General features: G+C 37.2%; 17 protein-coding genes and 1 tRNA gene. 5 read left to right on the top strand and 13 right to left on the bottom strand.

Annotation, left to right across the window (positions count from 1 at the left end):
- Nucleotides 1–2: 2 nt before the first annotated feature.
- On the bottom strand, nucleotides 3–968 hold the full coding sequence (gene pgp2, locus LQV35_RS08205; RefSeq protein WP_230057396.1) for a cell shape-determining L,D-carboxypeptidase Pgp2: 966 nt from the start codon (nucleotides 966–968) through the stop codon (nucleotides 3–5).
- Nucleotides 969–1,097: 129 nt separating this feature from the next.
- On the opposite strand from pgp2, the gene LQV35_RS08210 reads away from it, so the two are divergent.
- The 3 genes from LQV35_RS08210 to LQV35_RS08220 are packed head-to-tail and all read left to right on the top strand — an operon-like array spanning nucleotide 1,098 to nucleotide 2,536.
- On the top strand, nucleotides 1,098–1,529 hold the full coding sequence (locus tag LQV35_RS08210) for a copper chaperone PCu(A)C (RefSeq protein WP_230057397.1): 432 nt from the start codon (nucleotides 1,098–1,100) through the stop codon (nucleotides 1,527–1,529).
- Nucleotides 1,529–1,984 carry a hypothetical protein gene (locus tag LQV35_RS08215; RefSeq protein ID WP_230057398.1) on the top strand — a complete coding sequence of 152 codons (456 nt, stop codon included), beginning with the start codon at nucleotides 1,529–1,531 and terminating at the stop codon, nucleotides 1,982–1,984. Before LQV35_RS08210 ends, LQV35_RS08215 begins: the two co-directional genes overlap by 1 nt.
- Before the next feature lie 9 nt (nucleotides 1,985–1,993).
- Nucleotides 1,994–2,536, top strand: coding sequence for an SCO family protein (locus LQV35_RS08220; protein WP_230057399.1), 543 nt, complete (start codon nucleotides 1,994–1,996; stop codon nucleotides 2,534–2,536).
- Here the strand turns inward: LQV35_RS08220 and LQV35_RS08225 are convergent.
- From LQV35_RS08225 to LQV35_RS08260, 8 genes are all read right to left on the bottom strand, one after another.
- Nucleotides 2,533–3,756, bottom strand: a complete 1,224-nt coding sequence (locus LQV35_RS08225; protein ID WP_230057400.1) for a CAP domain-containing protein — start codon at nucleotides 3,754–3,756, stop codon at nucleotides 2,533–2,535. The genes LQV35_RS08220 and LQV35_RS08225 overlap by 4 nt on opposite strands.
- Before the next feature lie 176 nt (nucleotides 3,757–3,932).
- A complete protein-coding gene (gene pckA, locus LQV35_RS08230) occupies nucleotides 3,933–5,510 on the bottom strand; it encodes a phosphoenolpyruvate carboxykinase (ATP) (RefSeq protein WP_230057401.1) in 1,578 nt (525 codons plus the stop codon).
- Nucleotides 5,511–5,520: 10 nt separating this feature from the next.
- Nucleotides 5,521–6,819, bottom strand: a complete 1,299-nt coding sequence (locus LQV35_RS08235; protein WP_230057402.1) for a sodium ion-translocating decarboxylase subunit beta — start codon at nucleotides 6,817–6,819, stop codon at nucleotides 5,521–5,523.
- On the bottom strand, nucleotides 6,819–8,624 hold the full coding sequence (locus LQV35_RS08240; RefSeq protein WP_230057403.1) for a biotin/lipoyl-containing protein: 1,806 nt from the start codon (nucleotides 8,622–8,624) through the stop codon (nucleotides 6,819–6,821). Before LQV35_RS08240 ends, LQV35_RS08235 begins: the two co-directional genes overlap by 1 nt.
- Nucleotides 8,624–8,878 (bottom strand): OadG family protein, encoded by a 255-nt coding sequence (locus LQV35_RS08245; protein ID WP_230057404.1) that lies wholly within the window; start codon nucleotides 8,876–8,878, stop codon nucleotides 8,624–8,626. The genes LQV35_RS08240 and LQV35_RS08245 overlap by 1 nt, the downstream gene beginning before the upstream one ends.
- A 126-nt stretch (nucleotides 8,879–9,004) precedes the next feature.
- On the bottom strand, nucleotides 9,005–10,348 hold the full coding sequence (locus LQV35_RS08250; RefSeq protein WP_230057405.1) for a sodium-dependent transporter: 1,344 nt from the start codon (nucleotides 10,346–10,348) through the stop codon (nucleotides 9,005–9,007).
- A 17-nt stretch (nucleotides 10,349–10,365) separates the two neighbouring features.
- On the bottom strand, nucleotides 10,366–11,718 hold the full coding sequence (locus LQV35_RS08255) for a sodium-dependent transporter (RefSeq protein ID WP_230057406.1): 1,353 nt from the start codon (nucleotides 11,716–11,718) through the stop codon (nucleotides 10,366–10,368).
- Nucleotides 11,718–13,058, bottom strand: a complete 1,341-nt coding sequence (locus tag LQV35_RS08260) for a sodium-dependent transporter (RefSeq protein WP_230057407.1) — start codon at nucleotides 13,056–13,058, stop codon at nucleotides 11,718–11,720. Before LQV35_RS08260 ends, LQV35_RS08255 begins: the two co-directional genes overlap by 1 nt.
- 241 nt (nucleotides 13,059–13,299) lie before the next feature.
- Between LQV35_RS08260 and LQV35_RS08265 the strand changes: the two genes are divergently transcribed.
- On the top strand, nucleotides 13,300–13,602 hold the full coding sequence (locus LQV35_RS08265; RefSeq protein WP_230057408.1) for a F0F1 ATP synthase subunit C: 303 nt from the start codon (nucleotides 13,300–13,302) through the stop codon (nucleotides 13,600–13,602).
- Between the two features lie 59 nt (nucleotides 13,603–13,661).
- Nucleotides 13,662–13,747, top strand: a tRNA-Leu gene (locus tag LQV35_RS08270).
- Between the two features lie 2 nt (nucleotides 13,748–13,749).
- Here LQV35_RS08270 and LQV35_RS08275 read toward each other — a convergent pair.
- Genes LQV35_RS08275 through LQV35_RS08290 form a run of 4 tightly spaced genes read right to left on the bottom strand, consistent with a single transcriptional unit; the run spans nucleotide 13,750 to nucleotide 17,604 of the window.
- Nucleotides 13,750–15,096, bottom strand: a complete 1,347-nt coding sequence (locus LQV35_RS08275) for an MATE family efflux transporter (RefSeq protein WP_230057409.1) — start codon at nucleotides 15,094–15,096, stop codon at nucleotides 13,750–13,752.
- A complete protein-coding gene (gene recR / locus LQV35_RS08280; RefSeq protein WP_230057410.1) occupies nucleotides 15,097–15,669 on the bottom strand; it encodes a recombination mediator RecR in 573 nt (190 codons plus the stop codon).
- Nucleotides 15,653–16,936, bottom strand: coding sequence for an ArsS family sensor histidine kinase (locus tag LQV35_RS08285; protein ID WP_230057411.1), 1,284 nt, complete (start codon nucleotides 16,934–16,936; stop codon nucleotides 15,653–15,655). The genes recR and LQV35_RS08285 overlap by 17 nt, the downstream gene beginning before the upstream one ends.
- Nucleotides 16,933–17,604, bottom strand: a complete 672-nt coding sequence (locus LQV35_RS08290; protein WP_230057412.1) for a response regulator transcription factor — start codon at nucleotides 17,602–17,604, stop codon at nucleotides 16,933–16,935. The genes LQV35_RS08285 and LQV35_RS08290 overlap by 4 nt, the downstream gene beginning before the upstream one ends.
- Between the last annotated feature and the right edge of the window lie 76 nt (nucleotides 17,605–17,680).

The raw sequence follows: 17,680 nt of genomic DNA on the forward strand, positions 1-17,680 counted from the left end.
TTTTACTCCTCAACTAAAATTTTCATACCATCTTCATAAAGCTTAACATAAAGTGTCTTTTGTCCGCTAAATTTCGTTGATGGAGCATCATAAACCTCATAAAAACTCACACGAAAAAGTGGCTCATTTTTAGAGTTTGGGTACGGGGTTATGACAAAATTTGAAAAGCTAATACTCTTTTGTTCTTTGCGTGAAAATATCATGCGTTTCATATTTTTAAAATTCTCCAAACTCATGCCATCGTAACGGATAAAGTCCTTATCATAGAAGTTAAAATACTCCTGCGTATCATTTTGTGTCCACGCCTTTTTCCATTTAAAAATACTAGAAAAAATTTTACCTATCTTTGCGGCATCAGCCTTTGGTCGCTCACCCTCATATATAAAAGCAAGGCTTTTTTTATGATCAATCAACTTATCATACGAGTCAAGCAAGATGTCATTTTTCATAGCGACACAACCCTTGGTCTTTAGATCATCGGTGCGTTCGCCATTGAGCGGATAGCCGTGTATCCAGATACCACTTCCATTTCGTTTGGCATGCTTATCGAGCAAATTTGGATAAGAAAGCGAAAAAGCAAGTGGCCCTAAATATGGATCACTGGGGGTAAAACGGCGTGTAAGCTCATATACACCAATAGGCGTTTTTAAGTCGCCTTCAGCCAACTTTTCACCACTTTTTCCCACGATTACATCTATCTTTAGCTCACTTTTTGTGTTGCCGTTTGAATAGGAGATAACTTCGAGTTTTTTGTTATCCTTATCAACCACACTTAGCAAAACATCACTATCGTAGTAGCCGTATTCTAAATTTTTACCTTCTAGTTTTTTTTGCCAAAAACTATCGCTTAGAATGTTTTTTTCTATCGTTTTTATAACTTCACTTGCGCCATTTTTTAGATAAATTTCTTCATAATCTGTTGCATTTAAACAGGATAAGACAGTAAAAAATAAGATAATCTTTCTCAAATTTATACCCATTTTGTTGGAATTTAAACTGCTTATTATACCAACAATTTACTTAGTTTTGCTAAACTTATGTGATAAAAAGATGAAAAATATTAATTTTTATCTTAAATTTCTCATAAAGGATAGAAAATGAAAAAAATTCTACTACTTAGTTCGCTTTTAGCACTTGGTGCTTTTGCTTCTGAGATAAGCATCGAGAAAATTTACGCAAAAGAGAGCATGAAAAGCGCTGCAAATGGTGCTATTTTCATGGATATAACAAATAACTTGGGTGCGGATATAAAGCTAGTTTCGGCAAGTTCTAATGTATCAGACAGTGTAGAGTTGCACGAGCATAAGACTATTAATGGCATGTCAATGATGTCAAAAGTAGATGACATCGCTATCGCAAACAAAGAGACTGTGCATCTAAAGCCAGGCGGTCTTCACATAATGCTTATGGGGCTTAAAAAACAGCTTGTAAATGGCGATGAGATCGATCTTAGCCTTAAATTTGATACTGGTAGAGTGATAAATTTAAAAGTTGATGTTGTAAATCACAAGCAACTCTTTTTAGAGTAATGAAAAAGTATTATGCCCTGCTCGTAGCCATTACGATTGGGGCTTTATCGTTTGTTTTTTTTAGCAACAAAACCTCTGTTACATCAAGTTTTAGTGCATCACAAAATAAACTTGAGCCACTAAAATGCGACCTTAATGTTAAGCCCTGCGAGGTCATTTATAATAATAAGAGTATAAAATTTGATTTTTTAGATGATAAGATCACGCCTATGCAAGAGCTTACACTAATTATTAGCGGCCTTGATAAGCTAAACTTCCACTCTCCGAGCTTACAAATATATGGATTAAATATGAATATGGGAAATATCAATGCAAAACTTGCAAAACAAGATGAAAATTTCATCTCAAACATCGTACTTAGCTCATGTCTTATCGATGTTATGAGATATCGTCTTGAAGTCTTAGAGCAAGGCAGAAAGACTGGTCTTTATATTGATTTTGACCTGAAATTTTAGGAGGGAAATTTGAGATACTTCTTTTCATTTTTTATCGTTCTTTTTGTTATCGTAGGCTCAACTTTTTTACTTATAAAAAAAGATCCACACTATTTTTATGCCGATATAAATGGCACAAAGGTCGGACTTGAGAGCTTTGATGGCGAGTATAAAGCAGTTTATTTTGGTTATCTTTATTGTCCAGATGTTTGCCCAAGTACGCTTTTTAAGGTATCAGAAGCACTAAAAGAGTTAAATCGAAGTGATTTTAAACTGGTATTTATAACGATCGATCCTGAGCGCGACACAAACGAAGAGCTTACGCAAATGGCACAAAATTTTTATGATAATGCGATTGGTTTAAAGATAGATGACTTAGAAAATGTTGCCAAAAACTACGGGGTAAAATATCAAAAGATAGAAATGCCAGACTCTGCTATGCGCTACTCAGTTGCTCATTCAAGTTCGATTTATCTGCTTGATAAAAAAGGTAAATTCTTTGCTGAAATCTCAAATTTAACAGCAAAAAATATCAAAGAAAATATACAAAATTTAATAAAGCAACGCCCCTAATTAGCCCTTTTAAAAACAAAAAGCAAAAACGCAAGAGCTAAAAGAGAAATAAAGACAAATATAGAAAATCCAAAATACCCCTTAGAGCTTTCAAGCAAAACAATCTCCACTTTTGCGCCATTTGCCATAACCCAAGCGCTACTTTGTTTTGCTCCACTAAGCTTAAAACGAAGTGTATTAACATCAGAGTATGAGATATTTAAGTCGCTAAAAACGCCATCAGAAAAGCTATAATCATCAAATTCATCATTACAATCCTTAGGCACAAAAAATAGCTCATACCAAACATCAGGCATCACACCAAGTCTCTCTTTTCCACGAACCAAAAAATATGGCATCACTGGAGTTAATGTGCGAAAGTCCCACTCTAAAATTTTACTCTTGCCATCTTGTTCGTAGCTAAATTTTGCCGTATAATTTTTATCAAATTCAAGAACCTGCCTTAAAAACAAAGCAAACTGACGCTCATTTAGCTTTTTGTTTTTATCGGTTTGTCTATCTAAAACTATGCTATCTTCTAGCTTTTTGCCATCCTTAAAAAGTTCAAAATTTTTCATCTTTATGTCTGGTAAATTTGGATTAAATTCGATACTGATTGGAGCGGCTGTGACCTTGCACTCTGGCAGTGGATCAGGATACTCTTTTCCAAAAAAAGCAAGACCAAAAGTTGCTGGAAAACGCACAAATTCTGGACTTTTTGGCTTAAGAGCTTCATTAAATGTTTGCATTTTTATTCGCGTAGTTTTATCTTTACAAATTTTATCATAATAATATCCTTTTTGATAAAAATTGCCACCATTTTTACAAAGTTCATTTAGGCTAGAATTTGACATATTAAAGACATAAACTCGCCCGTTTTCTCCGCTCATCCAAGACATACCTATCTCGCTAATGCCATAGTTTAAAAATAAAAATCTATGATAAATGGCACTAAAAAGATTATCTATCGCGCTTTTTGTACTAATTTGATTATTTGAGATATTTTCAAGGACAAACCTAGTCTTATGCCCAGCACTTATAGCTCTAGCAGTGGCATTTTCTCCAGTAAAACCTGAAAAAGAGCTATTTTCATCATGCATACTAATGCCACTTATATTGTGCTGTATTAGGTAATTTGCGTGATTTTTGGTGGATAAATTTAGTGTCTCGCTTAAGCTTAACGGATTTAGCCCGCTTGTAACCCTTAGCTCATTTATGTAGGCAAGTTCATCAAAATTCATCTCACTATGATTTGGCTCTAAAGCTAGTATAAGCGGCTTGTTATTTAAAAAATTTTCATAAAGCAGGTAAATGCCAGCCAGAAATAGGGTGATTATAAGTAAATTTTTCAGGTAAGTCAATCCTTGCAAGATGAATAAAATTTAAAAAAGAAAAAGCCTGCAAAAGCAGGCTAAATTTACGCTTTTGGTCCAGCTTTTGCGTATTCAACGCCCTCAGCTACATCTTCATAGCGTTTAAAATTCTCAACAAACATCTTTGCTAGCTTATCACGCATAGCTATATATTCATCAGAATTTGCCCATGTGTTTATAGGATTTAGAAGTTTTGTTTCAACTCTATCAAGTGCTTTTGGTATGCAAAGGTTGAATTTCTCAAAATTTTCAAACTCACATTTTGTGATACTACCATCTAAAATAGCATTTATGCAAGCCCTTGTTGCTTTTATACTCATACGCTTACCCACGCCATAAGCGCCTCCGCTCCAGCCAGTATTTACAAGATATACATTTACGCCGTGCTTATCGATCTTTTCGCCAAGGAGTTTTGCATAAACAGTCGGATGAAGTGGCATAAATGGCTCTCCAAAGCATGCACTAAATGTCGCTTGTGGCTCGGTTATCCCGCGTTCAGTGCCAGCCACTTTTGCAGTGTAGCCGCTTAAGAAATAATACATCGCCTGCTCTTTTGTAAGCTTTGCTACTGGCGGAAGCACACCAAAAGCATCGGCTGTTAAAAATATAATATTTTTTGGATGTCCAGCATTTAGGCTTGGCTCATGATTTATGATGTGCTCTATCGGATAGCTCACGCGAGTGTTTTCGGTTTTACTACCATCTTTATAATCAACTACTCCGCTTGCATCTGCTACGACATTTTCAAGCAGGGCATTGCGCTTTATGGCCCCGTAAATTTCAGGCTCGCTCTCAGGATCAAGATTTATACATTTTGCATAACATCCACCCTCAAAGTTAAACACGCCCTCATCATCCCAGCCATGCTCATCATCGCCTATTAGTTTTCTATGCGGATCTGTTGAAAGCGTTGTTTTGCCAGTGCCAGAAAGTCCGAAAAATAGCGCAGTATCGCCGTCTTTACCGACATTTGCTGAACAGTGCATACTAAGCTTTCCTTCAAGTGGCAACCAATAATTCATCATAGAAAAAATGCCCTTTTTCATCTCGCCGCCATACCAAGTTCCGCCTATAACAGCAACATTTTCTTCGACATTAAAGATAACAAAAACATCGCTATTTAGCCCATCTTTTTCCCACTCATCATTTTTGCACTTACAAGCATTATAAACAACAAAATCAGGGCTAAAATTTTCTAGTTCAGCTTCATTTGGGCGGATAAACATATTTTTTACAAAATGCGCCTGCCAAGCTACTTCTGTAACAAAGCGAACTGATTTTTTGCTCTTTTTGCTAGCTCCACAAAAAGCATCTTGAACATACAAATCCTTGCCGCTAAGTTGAGTTTTTGCCTTTTGCAAAAGCTTATCAAATAGCTCTTTTGTGATAGGCTTATTTACTTTACCCCAAGATATATATTTACCGCTTGGATCTTGCTTTACAAAATACTTATCCTTAGGGCTTCGACCTGTAAAAACTCCTGTATCGACCATAAAAGTTCCGTTGCTTGAAACTTTACCTTCGTTGTTATTTTTCTCATGTTCAAAAAGTTCATCGTATCTTAGATTGTAGAAAATTTTTCCGACATTTTTTAATCCCATTTTTTCCAAATTTGCCTTCATTTTTCACCTCTTACTTAAATATTGATAGTAAAATACCGGCAGCGACGGCAGAGCCGATAACCCCAGAAACATTTGGTCCCATTGCATGCATGAGTAAGAAATTTGTAGGATCTTCTTTCATGCCCTCTTTATTTACCACTCTAGCTGCCATCGGCACGGCACTAACGCCGGCTGCACCAATGAGCGGGTTTATCTTATCTTTTCCAAGCTTATTCATAAGTTTTGCCATCAAAACACCAGCTGCGGTGCCTAAAGCAAATGCCACAAGCCCTAGTAGCAAAATTCCAAGAGTATTTGCTACTAGAAATTTCTCTGCTGCAAGTTTTGAGCCAACTGTAAGCCCTAAAAATATCGTAACTATATTAATAAGTGCATTTTGCATCGTATCGCTTAAGCGGTTAACTACGCCACTTTCACGAACGAGATTGCCAAAACAAAGCGCTCCTACAAGCGGAGTGGCATCTGGTAAAACAAGTATGCAAAGCATTAAGATGGTTATAGGAAAAACTATCTTTTCGCGCTTGCTAACTTCTCGAAGTTGAACCATTTTAATAAGACGCTCCTCTTTTGTGGTCAGAGCACGCATAATCGGTGGCTGGATAATAGGCACCAAAGCCATATATGAATACGCTGCAACTGCTATCGCTCCAAGCAGGTCAGGTGCAAGACGAGAAGCTAAAAATATAGCTGTCGGACCATCTGCTCCACCTATAATGCCTATAGCGGCGGCATCAGCTAGCGTAAAGTCAAATATATTTGTGTATTGACTAAGCGTAACGGCACCTATAAGAGTTGTGAAAATTCCAAGCTGTGCCGCACCTCCTAGCATTGCTGTTTTTGGGTTTGCTAGAAGCGGTCCAAAGTCAGTCATCGCTCCAACGCCCATAAAGATAATGAGCGGGAAAAGCCCAGTTTCTATACCAAAACTATAAATGATACCCAAAAAGCCATTTGATCCCGCTATCTCGGCAACAGGTATGTTTGCAAGCAATCCACCAAAACCGATTGGTAAAAGCAAAAGTGGTTCAAAACCTTTTTTAATCGCAAGATAAAAGAGCAAAAAGCAGATAAAAAACATTATGATACGGCCGTAGCTTTGTGTAAATTTGCTAAGCTCGTGTCCTGCACTATCTTTATAGCCTTCAATAGGATTTAAAAGAGCATTTATCCCTGTGGTCTTGTAAAAGCTAGTAAATAGCTCACTCATTGTCTTTGACTCGTATTTTGGTTGCACATTACTAGCTGGCTCGCTCGCAAAACAAAAACCGCTAATCAAAAAAGCGAGTAAAATTTTGACTAAAATTTTCATTAGCCTATCCTAGCTAAAAGCTGAGCATTTTGAACGCTTTGCCCCTGCACAACATCGATACTTGTCACAGCCCCATCACAAGGAGCAGAAACTTCGATCTCCATCTTCATTGCCTCTATGATAAATATCGGCTGACCCTTTTTTACGCTATCGCCAACTTTAGTTAAAATTTTAAATATAACTCCTGGCAAACTTGCAGTAACTGCCTCTCCGCTACCATTTGATATACTCATGGCTTGCTGTGCTGGCTGACTGGCTGGCGTAACATTTGTTACCTCAACTCCATCATCAAACCCATCTTTTACCTCAACATTATATCGCACACCATTAACACAAACGCTGTATCTGCCAGCTTCATTTTTTGTAGAAGGCGTAGTGGCAATCGGCTTAGGAGCGACTGAAATTTTACGAACATTTACCTTAGCCTCTCCCTTTAAAAATGCTATACCCTTTTCTTTACATGCTGCAGCGATAAAGATATTTTTCTCGCTTGCCTCAATGCCCTCATTGGCTAAAATTTCTTTTGTATGTGCTAAAGATTTACTCTTATCATCATTTGCTATATCAAGTGCTTTGCGAGTAGTTGGTTGCAGTTTTAGCTGCTCACTTGCGATTTTTACAACCTCACTATCTGGCTCACAAGGCGTTTTGCCAAAGTATCCAAGCACCATTTTTCCGTATCCATCAGCGATCTTTGCCCATTTGCCAAACATTACGTTATTAAACGCTTGCTGGAAGTAAAACTGACTAACTGGTGTTACGCTCGTACCATATCCGCCCTTTTCTACAACCTCTTGCATAGCCTCGATAACAGCTGGGAATTTCTCCATTATGCCGTTATCTCGCATCATCTGAGTATTTGCCGTCAAGGCACCACCTGGCATAGGTGAAAATGGTATAAGCGGGCTTACTTGCGTAGCTTCTGGCGGGATAAAATAATCTTTCAAACACTCACCTAAAACTCGTTCATAGGTTAAAATTTTATCCGTGCTAAGTCCGCCAAGATCGTAGTTTTGACCCTTTACTGCGTGTAGCATAGTAAGGATATCTGGCTGACTTGTACCGCCACTAACTGGGCTAGCTGCTAGATCTATACCATCTGCACCAGCTTCCAAAGCCGCCAAATAACAAGCCACGCTAACGCCTGCGGTTTCGTGAGTGTGGAGTCTGATATGCGTATTTTCGGGTAGCATTTTACGAGCCATCTTTATAGTTTCATAGACTTTTTGTGGGCTTGAAGTCCCGCTAGCGTCTTTAAAGCAAACGCTATCATAAGGTATGCCAGCATCTAAAATTTCCCTTAAAATTCTCTCATAAAAAGCCACATCATGTGCCCCAACACAGCCTGGTGGTAAGTCCATCATAGTTACTACCACTTCGTGTTTTAGACCATTGGCAACTATTCTCTCGCCTGAGTATTTTAAATTTTCAACATCATTTAAAGCGTCAAAATTTCGTATCGTAGTCGTGCCGTGCTTTTTAAAAAGCTTAGCGTGAAGATCGATAAGCTCGCTACTACCAGTATCTAGCATGACGGTATTTACACCGCGTGCTAGGGTTTGAAGATTTGCCTCTTTGCCAACAACTGAACGGAATTTATCCATCATCGCAAAAGCATCTTCATTTAGGTAAAAATAAAGACTTTGAAATCTAGCCCCCCCGCCAAACTCAAAGTGCGTTATGCCAGCCTCTTTAGCAGCTTCTAGAGCTGGCAAAAAATCTTGCATCAAAACCCTAGCACCAAAAACCGACTGAAAGCCGTCACGAAAAGTCGTATCCATCACATCTATAAATTTTTTAGCCATCATCTCCCCTTTGATCTTTTTTTATGTTGGGTTATTGCGGCACTAATAACCGCTGTCAAAATGCCATCATCTTTAATGTTGCTTACAGGAATTTGGCTTGTATTTGGGGTTATGTTATGTGAATTGTCAAATTTTGCAAAGACTTTAGACTGAATTTTTAATACAAAAATCATAAGTAGCAAAAATGAGAAAACACCACCCATGCCAAGCACCATAAACCTAAAACCCTCAGTGACCAGATTTACATCTTGCATAAATTTCCTTATAAAATTTCAGATACAAAAATATAGCAAAAAAGAGCTAAAATTTCCTTTGTTTTTTAAGAAATTTTGGCTCTAATTTAAAAAAGCGCTTCCAAAAATAAAAGCGCTTTAAGTTATCTAAAAAAACAACCCTTTTATCATAATACCAAAAACACAAATAGGCGAAACAAATCTTATCAAAATATACCATACATTAAACGCAAAGTCATTCATGTAAGGTCCAAAAAGTGTTTTTAGGGCTTCTTTTCTTATAATGTATCCAGCAAAAAGTGCGCCACCTATGCCACCAAGAGGTAGCAAGATCTTCTCAGCTGTAAAGTCTAAAAATGTAAAAAAGTCTTTGCCAAAGACCATATATTTATCGCCAACGCCTTCTATATTTGCAAAAATACATAAAATACCAAGAACAAAAATTCCGCTTCCAACTATCGTTAAGGATTTTGCTCTACTAAATCCAAACTCACGGATTAAGAAAAATACGAAAGGCTCAATAATTGATATACAAGAAGTAAGTGCTGCAAAACTAAGTGCAACAAAAAATACCACAGCTAAGATATTGCCAACAAAACCTAAATTTCCAAACAAAGTAGGAAGTGACATAAACACAAGTCCAACGCCTTGGCTTGGCTGAGCATCAAACTGAAAAACAAATGTAAAGATGACAAGACCAGCGATGATGGCGATGATAATGTTAATCCCCACAACACTTAGTGTTGATCTAACTAAATTTGTATCGTTTGAAAGCGAGGCTGAGTAGGTTATAATAACCGCCATACCAAGCGACATTGTAAAAAATGCAAGCCCTAACGCAGAAAGAAAAGAGTCAAGCCCTATCTTACTAAAATCAGGTATTAGTAAGAACGATGCAGCTTTAGAAAAGCCATCCATGCTAAATGAGTAAAAAAGCATAAGCATAAGCATTACAAAAAGCGCTGGCATCATAACCATACTAACCTTTTCTATACCGCTTTTAACGCCTCTTGAAAGGATATAAATACACGAAGCAAACGCAAGTGCGTAAAATATAAACTGACCAAGAGCATCTTTGGTTAAAAATTCTAAAAAGTAGCTTTTTGAGTCATCAATATTTGCAGGAAGCGAGCCAAAAGATAAGACGATATACTTATAAACCCAGCCTATTATAACCAAATAATATCCAGAAATAAGAGCTGCCGTAACCATCGTAAGACCACCTACACAACCCCAAAAACCCTTGTTTTTAACAGCGAGTTTTCTAAAAGCATTTACACTATCGCTCTCACTAAGCTTACCTATACTAAGTTCTGCTAAAAAGACAGGGATCGCCACAACAGCACATATTAAAATGTATAAAAGTACAAATGCTGAGCCGCCATTTTGACCCACAACATAGGGAAATTTCCAGATAGCACCAAGTCCCACAGCCGAACCAGCAACTGCAAGGACATAACCTAATTTACTAAAATGTTCATTTTTTGACATTATTATCCTTTAAAAAATTACTTCATTACAAAGTCATAAAGACCAGAATTTACAACAAAAACTGCAAAAACACAAACAGGAGCGACAAAACGAAGTAAAAAATACCAAATTTCAAAAATCGCCCTACCCATATATCTTAAAAAAACATCCTCCAAATACTCTCGCTTAATTATATATCCGACAAAAACACAAAAGACTATGCCACCTAGCGGAAGCATGACATTTGACGCTATATAATCAAGCCAATCAAAAAATCCCTTTTCAAAAAATGTAAGACCTTCTTTAAAGCCATCAACATTTGAAAGCGCACAAAGAATTCCTAACACATAAACAACCGCACCAACAATGCTTATGGCTTTTAGTCTTGAAAAACCAAATTCTCGCTCTAAAAAAAATATAAACGGCTCAACCATTGAAACTGCCGATGTAAGACCAGCAAAAACAAGTGCTATAAAAAACGTAAAACATAAAAAATGCCCTATCTCTCCAAGCTTTGCAAATAGCGTTGGCAAGGATATAAATGCAAGCCCCACACCCTGGCTTGGCTGAGCATCAAACTCAAAAACAAATGTAAATATGACAAGACCGATGGCTATGCTTATTATGATATTTAAAGCAACAACATAAAGCGATGATGTAAATAAATTTGTGCTATCGTTCATGTTTGCAGAGTAAGTCACAATAGCTCCAATACCAACACACATCGTAAAAAATGCAAGTCCAAGTGCCATAAAAATACTCTCGGCAGTTAGCTTTGAAAAATCGGGCACAAGTAAAAACTCCAACGCCTTTTCAAAACCATCCATAGTGGTTGAAAATACTAGCATTAGCAAAATAAGCACAAAAAGTGTCGGTATAAGAAGCAAATTTATACTTTCTATGCCACCTTTTATACCCTTTGCAAGCACAAAAAAGTATGCAAAAAAAGCAAGCGTAAAATATAAAATTTGCTCGCCCGCCCCAGATGATATAAATGCTCCAAATTGCGCCGATGATGTTTGGATATCTGCTGGCAATTCAAAAAATGAATTTAGTGCGTATTTTGCCACCCAGCCTATTATCAAAGTATAAAATGATGCTACAAAAATTCCCGTTATCATCATAACACCAGCAAATCCCCACGCTCGTTTATTGCTCGGTGCAAGCATCCTAAATGAATTTACAGGATCAGTTTTAGCAAGTCTGCCCATACTCATCTCGGCAAAAAATATACTAAGCCCAACAACGATAGCAAATACAAGATACACAAGCACAAACGCCGAACCGCCGTTTGAACCGACCATATATGGAAACTTCCACGCATTGCCAAGCCCTATAGCAGCACCAACAATAGATAAAATAAAGCCAAGTCTTGAAAATTTATCGTTCATTACTTAACCAGTTGATATATCATAATCGCCATGATTGCAAGTGGTGTGATATAGCGAAGCAAAAAGTACCATGCTTCAAACATGCCCTTACTCATAAAACCACTAAAAAGCATTACAAGAGCCTCTTTTTTAAGCATAAAACCTACAAAAAAGCTAAAAACTATCGCTCCAAGCGGCATTAAGATATTTGATGTAGCATAATCAAGCGCATCAAAAATAGGCTTACCAAAGAGTGTGAAATTTGCAGCTGTTGGCTCATAGTAAGAAAATATACAAAATACACCCAAAATATAGACAAAAATACCAACATAAACAAGTGCATTAATTCTTGATATCTTAAATCTATTTACAAGGTAAAAAACAAATGGCTCTATCATAGAAACAGCGCTCGTAACGCCAGCAAACAAAAGTGATGTAAAAAATGCCACCGATAAGAGATTACCAACAACACCAAGCTTAGCAAATAGTGTAGTGAGCGAAACAAAAATAAGACCTGGTCCAGCCTGCGTAGTATCTGCTCCATAGGCAAAAACAAAGGTAAAAACCACAAGCCCCATTATGATACCTATCATTATGTTTATAAAGATGATAGAAAGTGTTGATCTTACTAGATTTGTTCCACTTGGCAAGCTTGCTGCGTATGTAGGAACGGTGCAAACACCCATTGATAGTGAAAAAAATGCAAGTCCAAGCGCTGCTAAAACAGTATCGCCAGTTATGGCACTAAAATTTGGAACAAAAAGAAATTTTGCAGCCTGCATAAAGCCATCGCCTATGGAAAGCGAATAAAAAAGCATAAGCACAAGCAAAATAAAAAGTGTTGGCATCATCCATATATTTAGCTTTTCTATGCCTCCTTTTATACCTCTTGAAACAACATAAAATATAAGAAAAAATACAGCACTAAAGCAAATAAGCGCACTTGCAACATCTCCACTTAAAAGCTTGCCAAATATCGCTCCAGCATCGCTTGCTTGAGTTGGAAGCGAACCAAAACTAAGATATATATAATACAAAATCCAACCTATAACAACCATATAAAACGAAGCGATTAAAACAGCTGTTATCATGAAAAACCCAGCCAAACTCCAAGTTTTTTTATGTTTTGGTGCAAGCTTATAAAGGGAATTTACAACATCGGTTTCACCAAGCCTTCCAACGCTAAGCTCAGCCAAAAATGCCACAAAAGCAACACCAAAAGTAAGCGCTAAATAAAGTACTATAAAGGCAGAACCGCCGTTGTTGCCGACCATTGTGGGAAATTTCCAAGCATTGCCAAGCCCAACAGCAGAGCCTGCCATCGCTAAAACAAAGCCTATTTTTGTAAATTTTTCGTTCATTTTTGCCCTATTTAAATAATAAATTTAAAATAAATATTTTGCAACAATACCATAAAAAGCTTTGAATTTATATAAATAGCAACAAAATATGAAAAAATTTTATTTTGGCTGGGTTTTTTAGAAACAAAAATAAAACTCTTGCAAATTTTAAGTAAATCAAAGCTTTTTTTTGTATAATGCACGCTTTAAAAGTTTGAGTAGGGGACAGATCCGAAAGGGCTTAAAATTTTAAGGAGATACGATGAAAAAGATCGTTTTTTTAGTTCTTGGTCTTGCTGCATTTGCATTTGGTGCTGATGGTGAGATGATTAAGTCATACACAGTTATCGCAGCTGGTCTTGGTCTTGGTCTTGCAGCTCTTGGTGGTGCCATAGGTATGGGCAACACAGCAGCGGCTACTATCAGTGGTACAGCTAGAAACCCTGGTGTAGGCTCAAAGCTTATGACTACGATGTTTATCGCTCTTGCGATGATCGAAGCACAAGTTATCTACGCACTTGTTATAACACTTATCCTTCTTTATGCAAACCCAATGTTGGGCTAATAATCAAGGTGATCTTAAAGCCCCTTTTTTGGGGCTATTTGTTCTTTTAAATTTATCTTGCGGTCGTGGTGGAATTGGTAGACACGCTATCTTGAGGGGGTAGTGCCTTCCGGGTGTACGAGTTCGAGTCTCGTCGACCGCACCATTTTAAACTGTTTTGAATTTAAGCCATACATCATTTTTAAACCTGAAAGTAAAAAATACAGCCCTAACCACCCAATCAACAAACATAGCATACCATGTTCCCATCATACCAAACCCACACCAAACACTAAAAACATAAGCCAAGAAGACTCGACAAACAAACATCGAAACTATACTGACCTTCATAGCAAATTTTGAATCACCTGCCGCACGAAATAGTTGTGGAAATGTAAAAGAGAGCGGCCAAATAAGCATAGTAACCACTCCATGCCAAAGAACTATCTGACGCGCCAAATTTTCAGCTTCAACAGAGAGATTGTAAATGGCTAAAATTTGATCTAAAAACAAAAAAGTAAGAAATGTTGTAATAATATGAACACAAAAAACTATAAAAATACCCTTTTTTGCATAAATTTTTGCCTGCTCATACTCACCAGCACCAACACAACGCGAAACAACCACGCTAAGTCCCATGCCGATAGAAAAACCAGCTAAAACCTGAAAAATACTTATCGTGCCTCCAACGGAATTTGCAGCAATAGCAGCTGTTCCAAAAAGCGCAACAATACTAAAAACAAGTATGCGCCCAAGATAAAACATACCATTTTCAAAGCCATAAGGTATGCCAATATTTAAAATTTTTCTTACGATTTTTGCATTAAATTTATACCTAAAACTTTTATCTATACAAAGTTTATTTTTATCATCAAGCAAAAACCATATCGCTATAACAGCAGCTAAAAATCTAGCCAAAAACATACAAATCGCAAGCGCAAAGATGCCAAAATTTAACACATAAACCGCCATGGCAGCAAAAGCAAGATTTAAAAAATTTGCAAATAACATTATAAACATAGGAAGTTTTGTATTTCCAGCCGCACGAAAAATAGCTGCAGCTGCCGCATAAATCGCTATAAAAGGCACTGCTGCTGCCGTAAAAAGTAAGTATATGCTAGCCCCTTGTCTAACCTCAGCCGTTATGCGCCCAAAAAGAATATCAAGTATAGCGTCCTTAAAAAGATACATCAATAACATCACAAAAAGTGAAATTCCAAAACAAAGCCAAATGAGCTGAGTTGCGGTATTTTTGGCATTTTTTTCATCATTTGCACCAAGGTATTGACCTGCTATAACACCACCACCAGTTGCAATAGCTGTAAAGACACTAATAAACAGCGCCATAACAAACTCAACCAAAGAGACAGAACTTAGTGCATCTTCACTAACATGTGCTGCCATAAATGAAGCTACCAGCCCAACAAAATGCTCTAAAAACTGCTCGATAATTATGGGTAGGCAAAGTTTAAAAATATCTTTGTTGGAAAAAAGTTGTGCGCTTTTTTGCTGCATTTAGGTTTTTACGCGACTTTCAAATGCCTTTATAAGCGACAGCATATCTATATTTTCAAGGCTGACACCAGTAGGCACTCCCTGTGCTATCTTGCTAAAATTTAGCTCGCTAAAACCTAGTTTTTCCTGCGTAAAAAGCATTATAGCGTCTGAGTTTAGCCCAGGAGTAAAGGCAAATATCACTTCATTTATACCATTTTTAGAGATCATCGAGCGAAGCTTTTGTAGAGCTTGCTCGCTTAAGTCATCAAGCACAAAATAAAGTCCGTCATAAATGGCATTTTGTTCAAAAACTAAAATATCTCTTGGGCTTTCAACGATAACAAGCTTGCTTTTATCACGGTTTTCATCGCTACAAATATCGCAAATTTCATCCTCGCTAAGCCCTCCACAACACTCACAACGGCGAATAAATCGAACCGCATCTTCAATGCTTTGTGCAAGTTTTAAGCCACCAAAGCTATCTTGCAAGCTTACGAAATAGGCATATCTTTGGGCTGACTTTTTACCAACTCCGGGCAGTCTAGCAAAAGCATCGACTAGCTCGTTAAATTTCTCAAGCCCTTTTTTCATCTTTTAACTTTTTTGCTTGCTCAGTTTTTAGCGGGATAACAAAGCAATGATGTCCGTCCTCGTAACGGTATTTTAGGCTAGTTTTATGCATTTGTGCGATCTGATCTATGATATAAAGCCCAAGCCCCATACCAGAGCTCTTAGCGTTTTTATCGCCTCTAACAAAAGCTTGCATATAATGCTCGATACCAAACTCAAGCGGTTTGCCTAAATTTTTAACGATAATCTCATCTTTACTGCATATTAAAATAGCTTTCTTGTCATCAGCGTACTTTAGGGCATTATCTACTAAATTTTTAACCGCAAGCGTAAAAAGCTGATAATCAACCCTTAAAAGCACATCATCATTTATCTCACACGCAACTCTTTCGTGAAAATTTTCAAGCATAAGCATATCAATAACCTGCTCTAAGATAAGCGAAAAATGGCACTCTTGATAGTTTAGCGAGTAACTTTTTGAAAGTAGTTGCTCTATCTTGCTAAATTCATTTATCAACATCTCAAGGCGGATAAAGACCGAAATCAGGCGCGACTTTTGAGTATCATTAGCAACCATCTCTGAAACGATACGACCCTTACCAATAGGTGTTTTTAGCTCATGCATTATCGCACGCAAAAAAAGCTGACGCGAGCGGATAAGGTCACGAATTTTACAAACAGCATTATCAAACTCATATGCAACCTCGCCTATCTCATCTCTCTTTCGTCCATCTTGGTTAAAAGAATTTGCGATATTTACATCTAAGTTACCAGCTGCAAAACGCCTTATATCAAGCGTTAGCTTTCTTAGCGGAGCAAGAGAGCGAAGAACTGAAACAAAAAGTGAGATGATAAGCACAACGGCTGCAACAAATATAATTAACAGCGAGTCATTTACATTTTTTGCCTCATTGCTTTGCAACAAAAACTGAAATGTGGTATTTTTTATACTAAGATAAAGGTCGTCTTTATATAAAAGCGACTGAACAAGACCGATGGGTGTTTGACGAGCAACAACCAAATCACCCTTATCTACAACCATAGCTGCTAGTTTTGCGTTATTTACATACTCTAGACCAAAATTTTTAAAGTACTGCACTAAGTCTTGGGGAGCATTTGCTCGCTCATAAAGTGCTAGTAGATAATTTATGGAGCTTATTTGCTTATCTCTTACACGCTCAAGAGCCTGCTCTTTTTGAATTTTAGCATAGGTCAAAAAGAGCACACATACAAGCGTGAAAGAGAGGGCAAAGATTATAGTTATCTTTGTTGCTATCGAGTTTTTCATCCGATAAGCTTATATCCTATGCCACGAACTGAAAATATATGTTTTGGCGATTTTGAGCTATCGCCTATCTTTGTGCGAAGGCGTCCGATAATGACATCAAGACTTTTTGAGTCTTTGTCTTTTAGGCTTTTGCAGTTATAAACTAGCTGCTCGCGAGACACCGAAAAGCTATGTTGTTTTATAAGATAGCTTAAAATTTCAAACTCAGCAGGCGTTAAAACCAAACTTTCGTTATTATAAAAAATTTCATGACGCTTTTCATCTACCCTAAATGCGCTATCTATAGTCTCTTCAACTACTTCGCTAGTTTTTTTATAGCGACGGATAAGGCTTGTGATACGAGCATACATCTCTTTTGGATCGTAAGGCTTTGGCAGATAGTCATCCGCTCCAAGCTGAAGACCGACCACTTTATCGCTAATGTCTGAACGAGCTGAGCTTATGATAATAGGTATGTCGTATTTTGAGCGGATCTCTTTACAGACTTCAAGTCCGTCGATACCAGGCAGAGTCAAGTCAAGGATAAGTAGGTCAAAGTTCTTCACGCCTGCGCTTATGCCAAGATACGGATCTTCAAAATTTGTTACTCTAATGTTAAAATTTTCTAAATATTCGGAAAGAATTTGTGCAAATTCTGCATCATCTTCAATCATCAATACATTTATCATCTCATATCCTTTTTAATTTTTTGCGCCATTATACCCTAAAAAAATAAATCAATAGTTATTATTTTTTAATCAATCT

The organism is Campylobacter suis, from assembly GCF_905120475.1.
Taxonomy (GTDB): domain Bacteria; phylum Campylobacterota; class Campylobacteria; order Campylobacterales; family Campylobacteraceae; genus Campylobacter_A; species Campylobacter_A suis.

Excerpts from the sequence above, each read along its gene's own strand:
- LQV35_RS08240 (WP_230057403.1), bottom strand. The coding sequence starts at position 8,624 with ATGGCTAAAAAATTTATAGATGTGATGGATACGACTTTTCGTGACGGC.
- LQV35_RS08235 (WP_230057402.1), bottom strand. The coding sequence starts at position 6,819 with ATGAAAATTTTAGTCAAAATTTTACTCGCTTTTTTGATTAGCGGTTTT.
- LQV35_RS08250 (WP_230057405.1), bottom strand. The coding sequence starts at position 10,348 with ATGTCAAAAAATGAACATTTTAGTAAATTAGGTTATGTCCTTGCAGTT.
- LQV35_RS08285 (WP_230057411.1), bottom strand. The coding sequence starts at position 16,936 with ATGAAAAACTCGATAGCAACAAAGATAACTATAATCTTTGCCCTCTCT.
- LQV35_RS08215 (WP_230057398.1), top strand. The coding sequence starts at position 1,529 with ATGAAAAAGTATTATGCCCTGCTCGTAGCCATTACGATTGGGGCTTTA.
- LQV35_RS08260 (WP_230057407.1), bottom strand. The coding sequence starts at position 13,058 with ATGAACGAAAAATTTACAAAAATAGGCTTTGTTTTAGCGATGGCAGGC.
- LQV35_RS08245 (WP_230057404.1), bottom strand. The coding sequence starts at position 8,878 with ATGCAAGATGTAAATCTGGTCACTGAGGGTTTTAGGTTTATGGTGCTT.
- LQV35_RS08290 (WP_230057412.1), bottom strand. The coding sequence starts at position 17,604 with ATGATAAATGTATTGATGATTGAAGATGATGCAGAATTTGCACAAATT.
- recR (WP_230057410.1), bottom strand. The coding sequence starts at position 15,669 with ATGAAAAAAGGGCTTGAGAAATTTAACGAGCTAGTCGATGCTTTTGCT.
- pckA (WP_230057401.1), bottom strand. The coding sequence starts at position 5,510 with ATGAAGGCAAATTTGGAAAAAATGGGATTAAAAAATGTCGGAAAAATT.
- LQV35_RS08225 (WP_230057400.1), bottom strand. The coding sequence starts at position 3,756 with ATGAATTTTGATGAACTTGCCTACATAAATGAGCTAAGGGTTACAAGC.
- LQV35_RS08210 (WP_230057397.1), top strand. The coding sequence starts at position 1,098 with ATGAAAAAAATTCTACTACTTAGTTCGCTTTTAGCACTTGGTGCTTTT.
- LQV35_RS08275 (WP_230057409.1), bottom strand. The coding sequence starts at position 15,096 with ATGCAGCAAAAAAGCGCACAACTTTTTTCCAACAAAGATATTTTTAAA.
- LQV35_RS08265 (WP_230057408.1), top strand. The coding sequence starts at position 13,300 with ATGAAAAAGATCGTTTTTTTAGTTCTTGGTCTTGCTGCATTTGCATTT.
- LQV35_RS08255 (WP_230057406.1), bottom strand. The coding sequence starts at position 11,718 with ATGAACGATAAATTTTCAAGACTTGGCTTTATTTTATCTATTGTTGGT.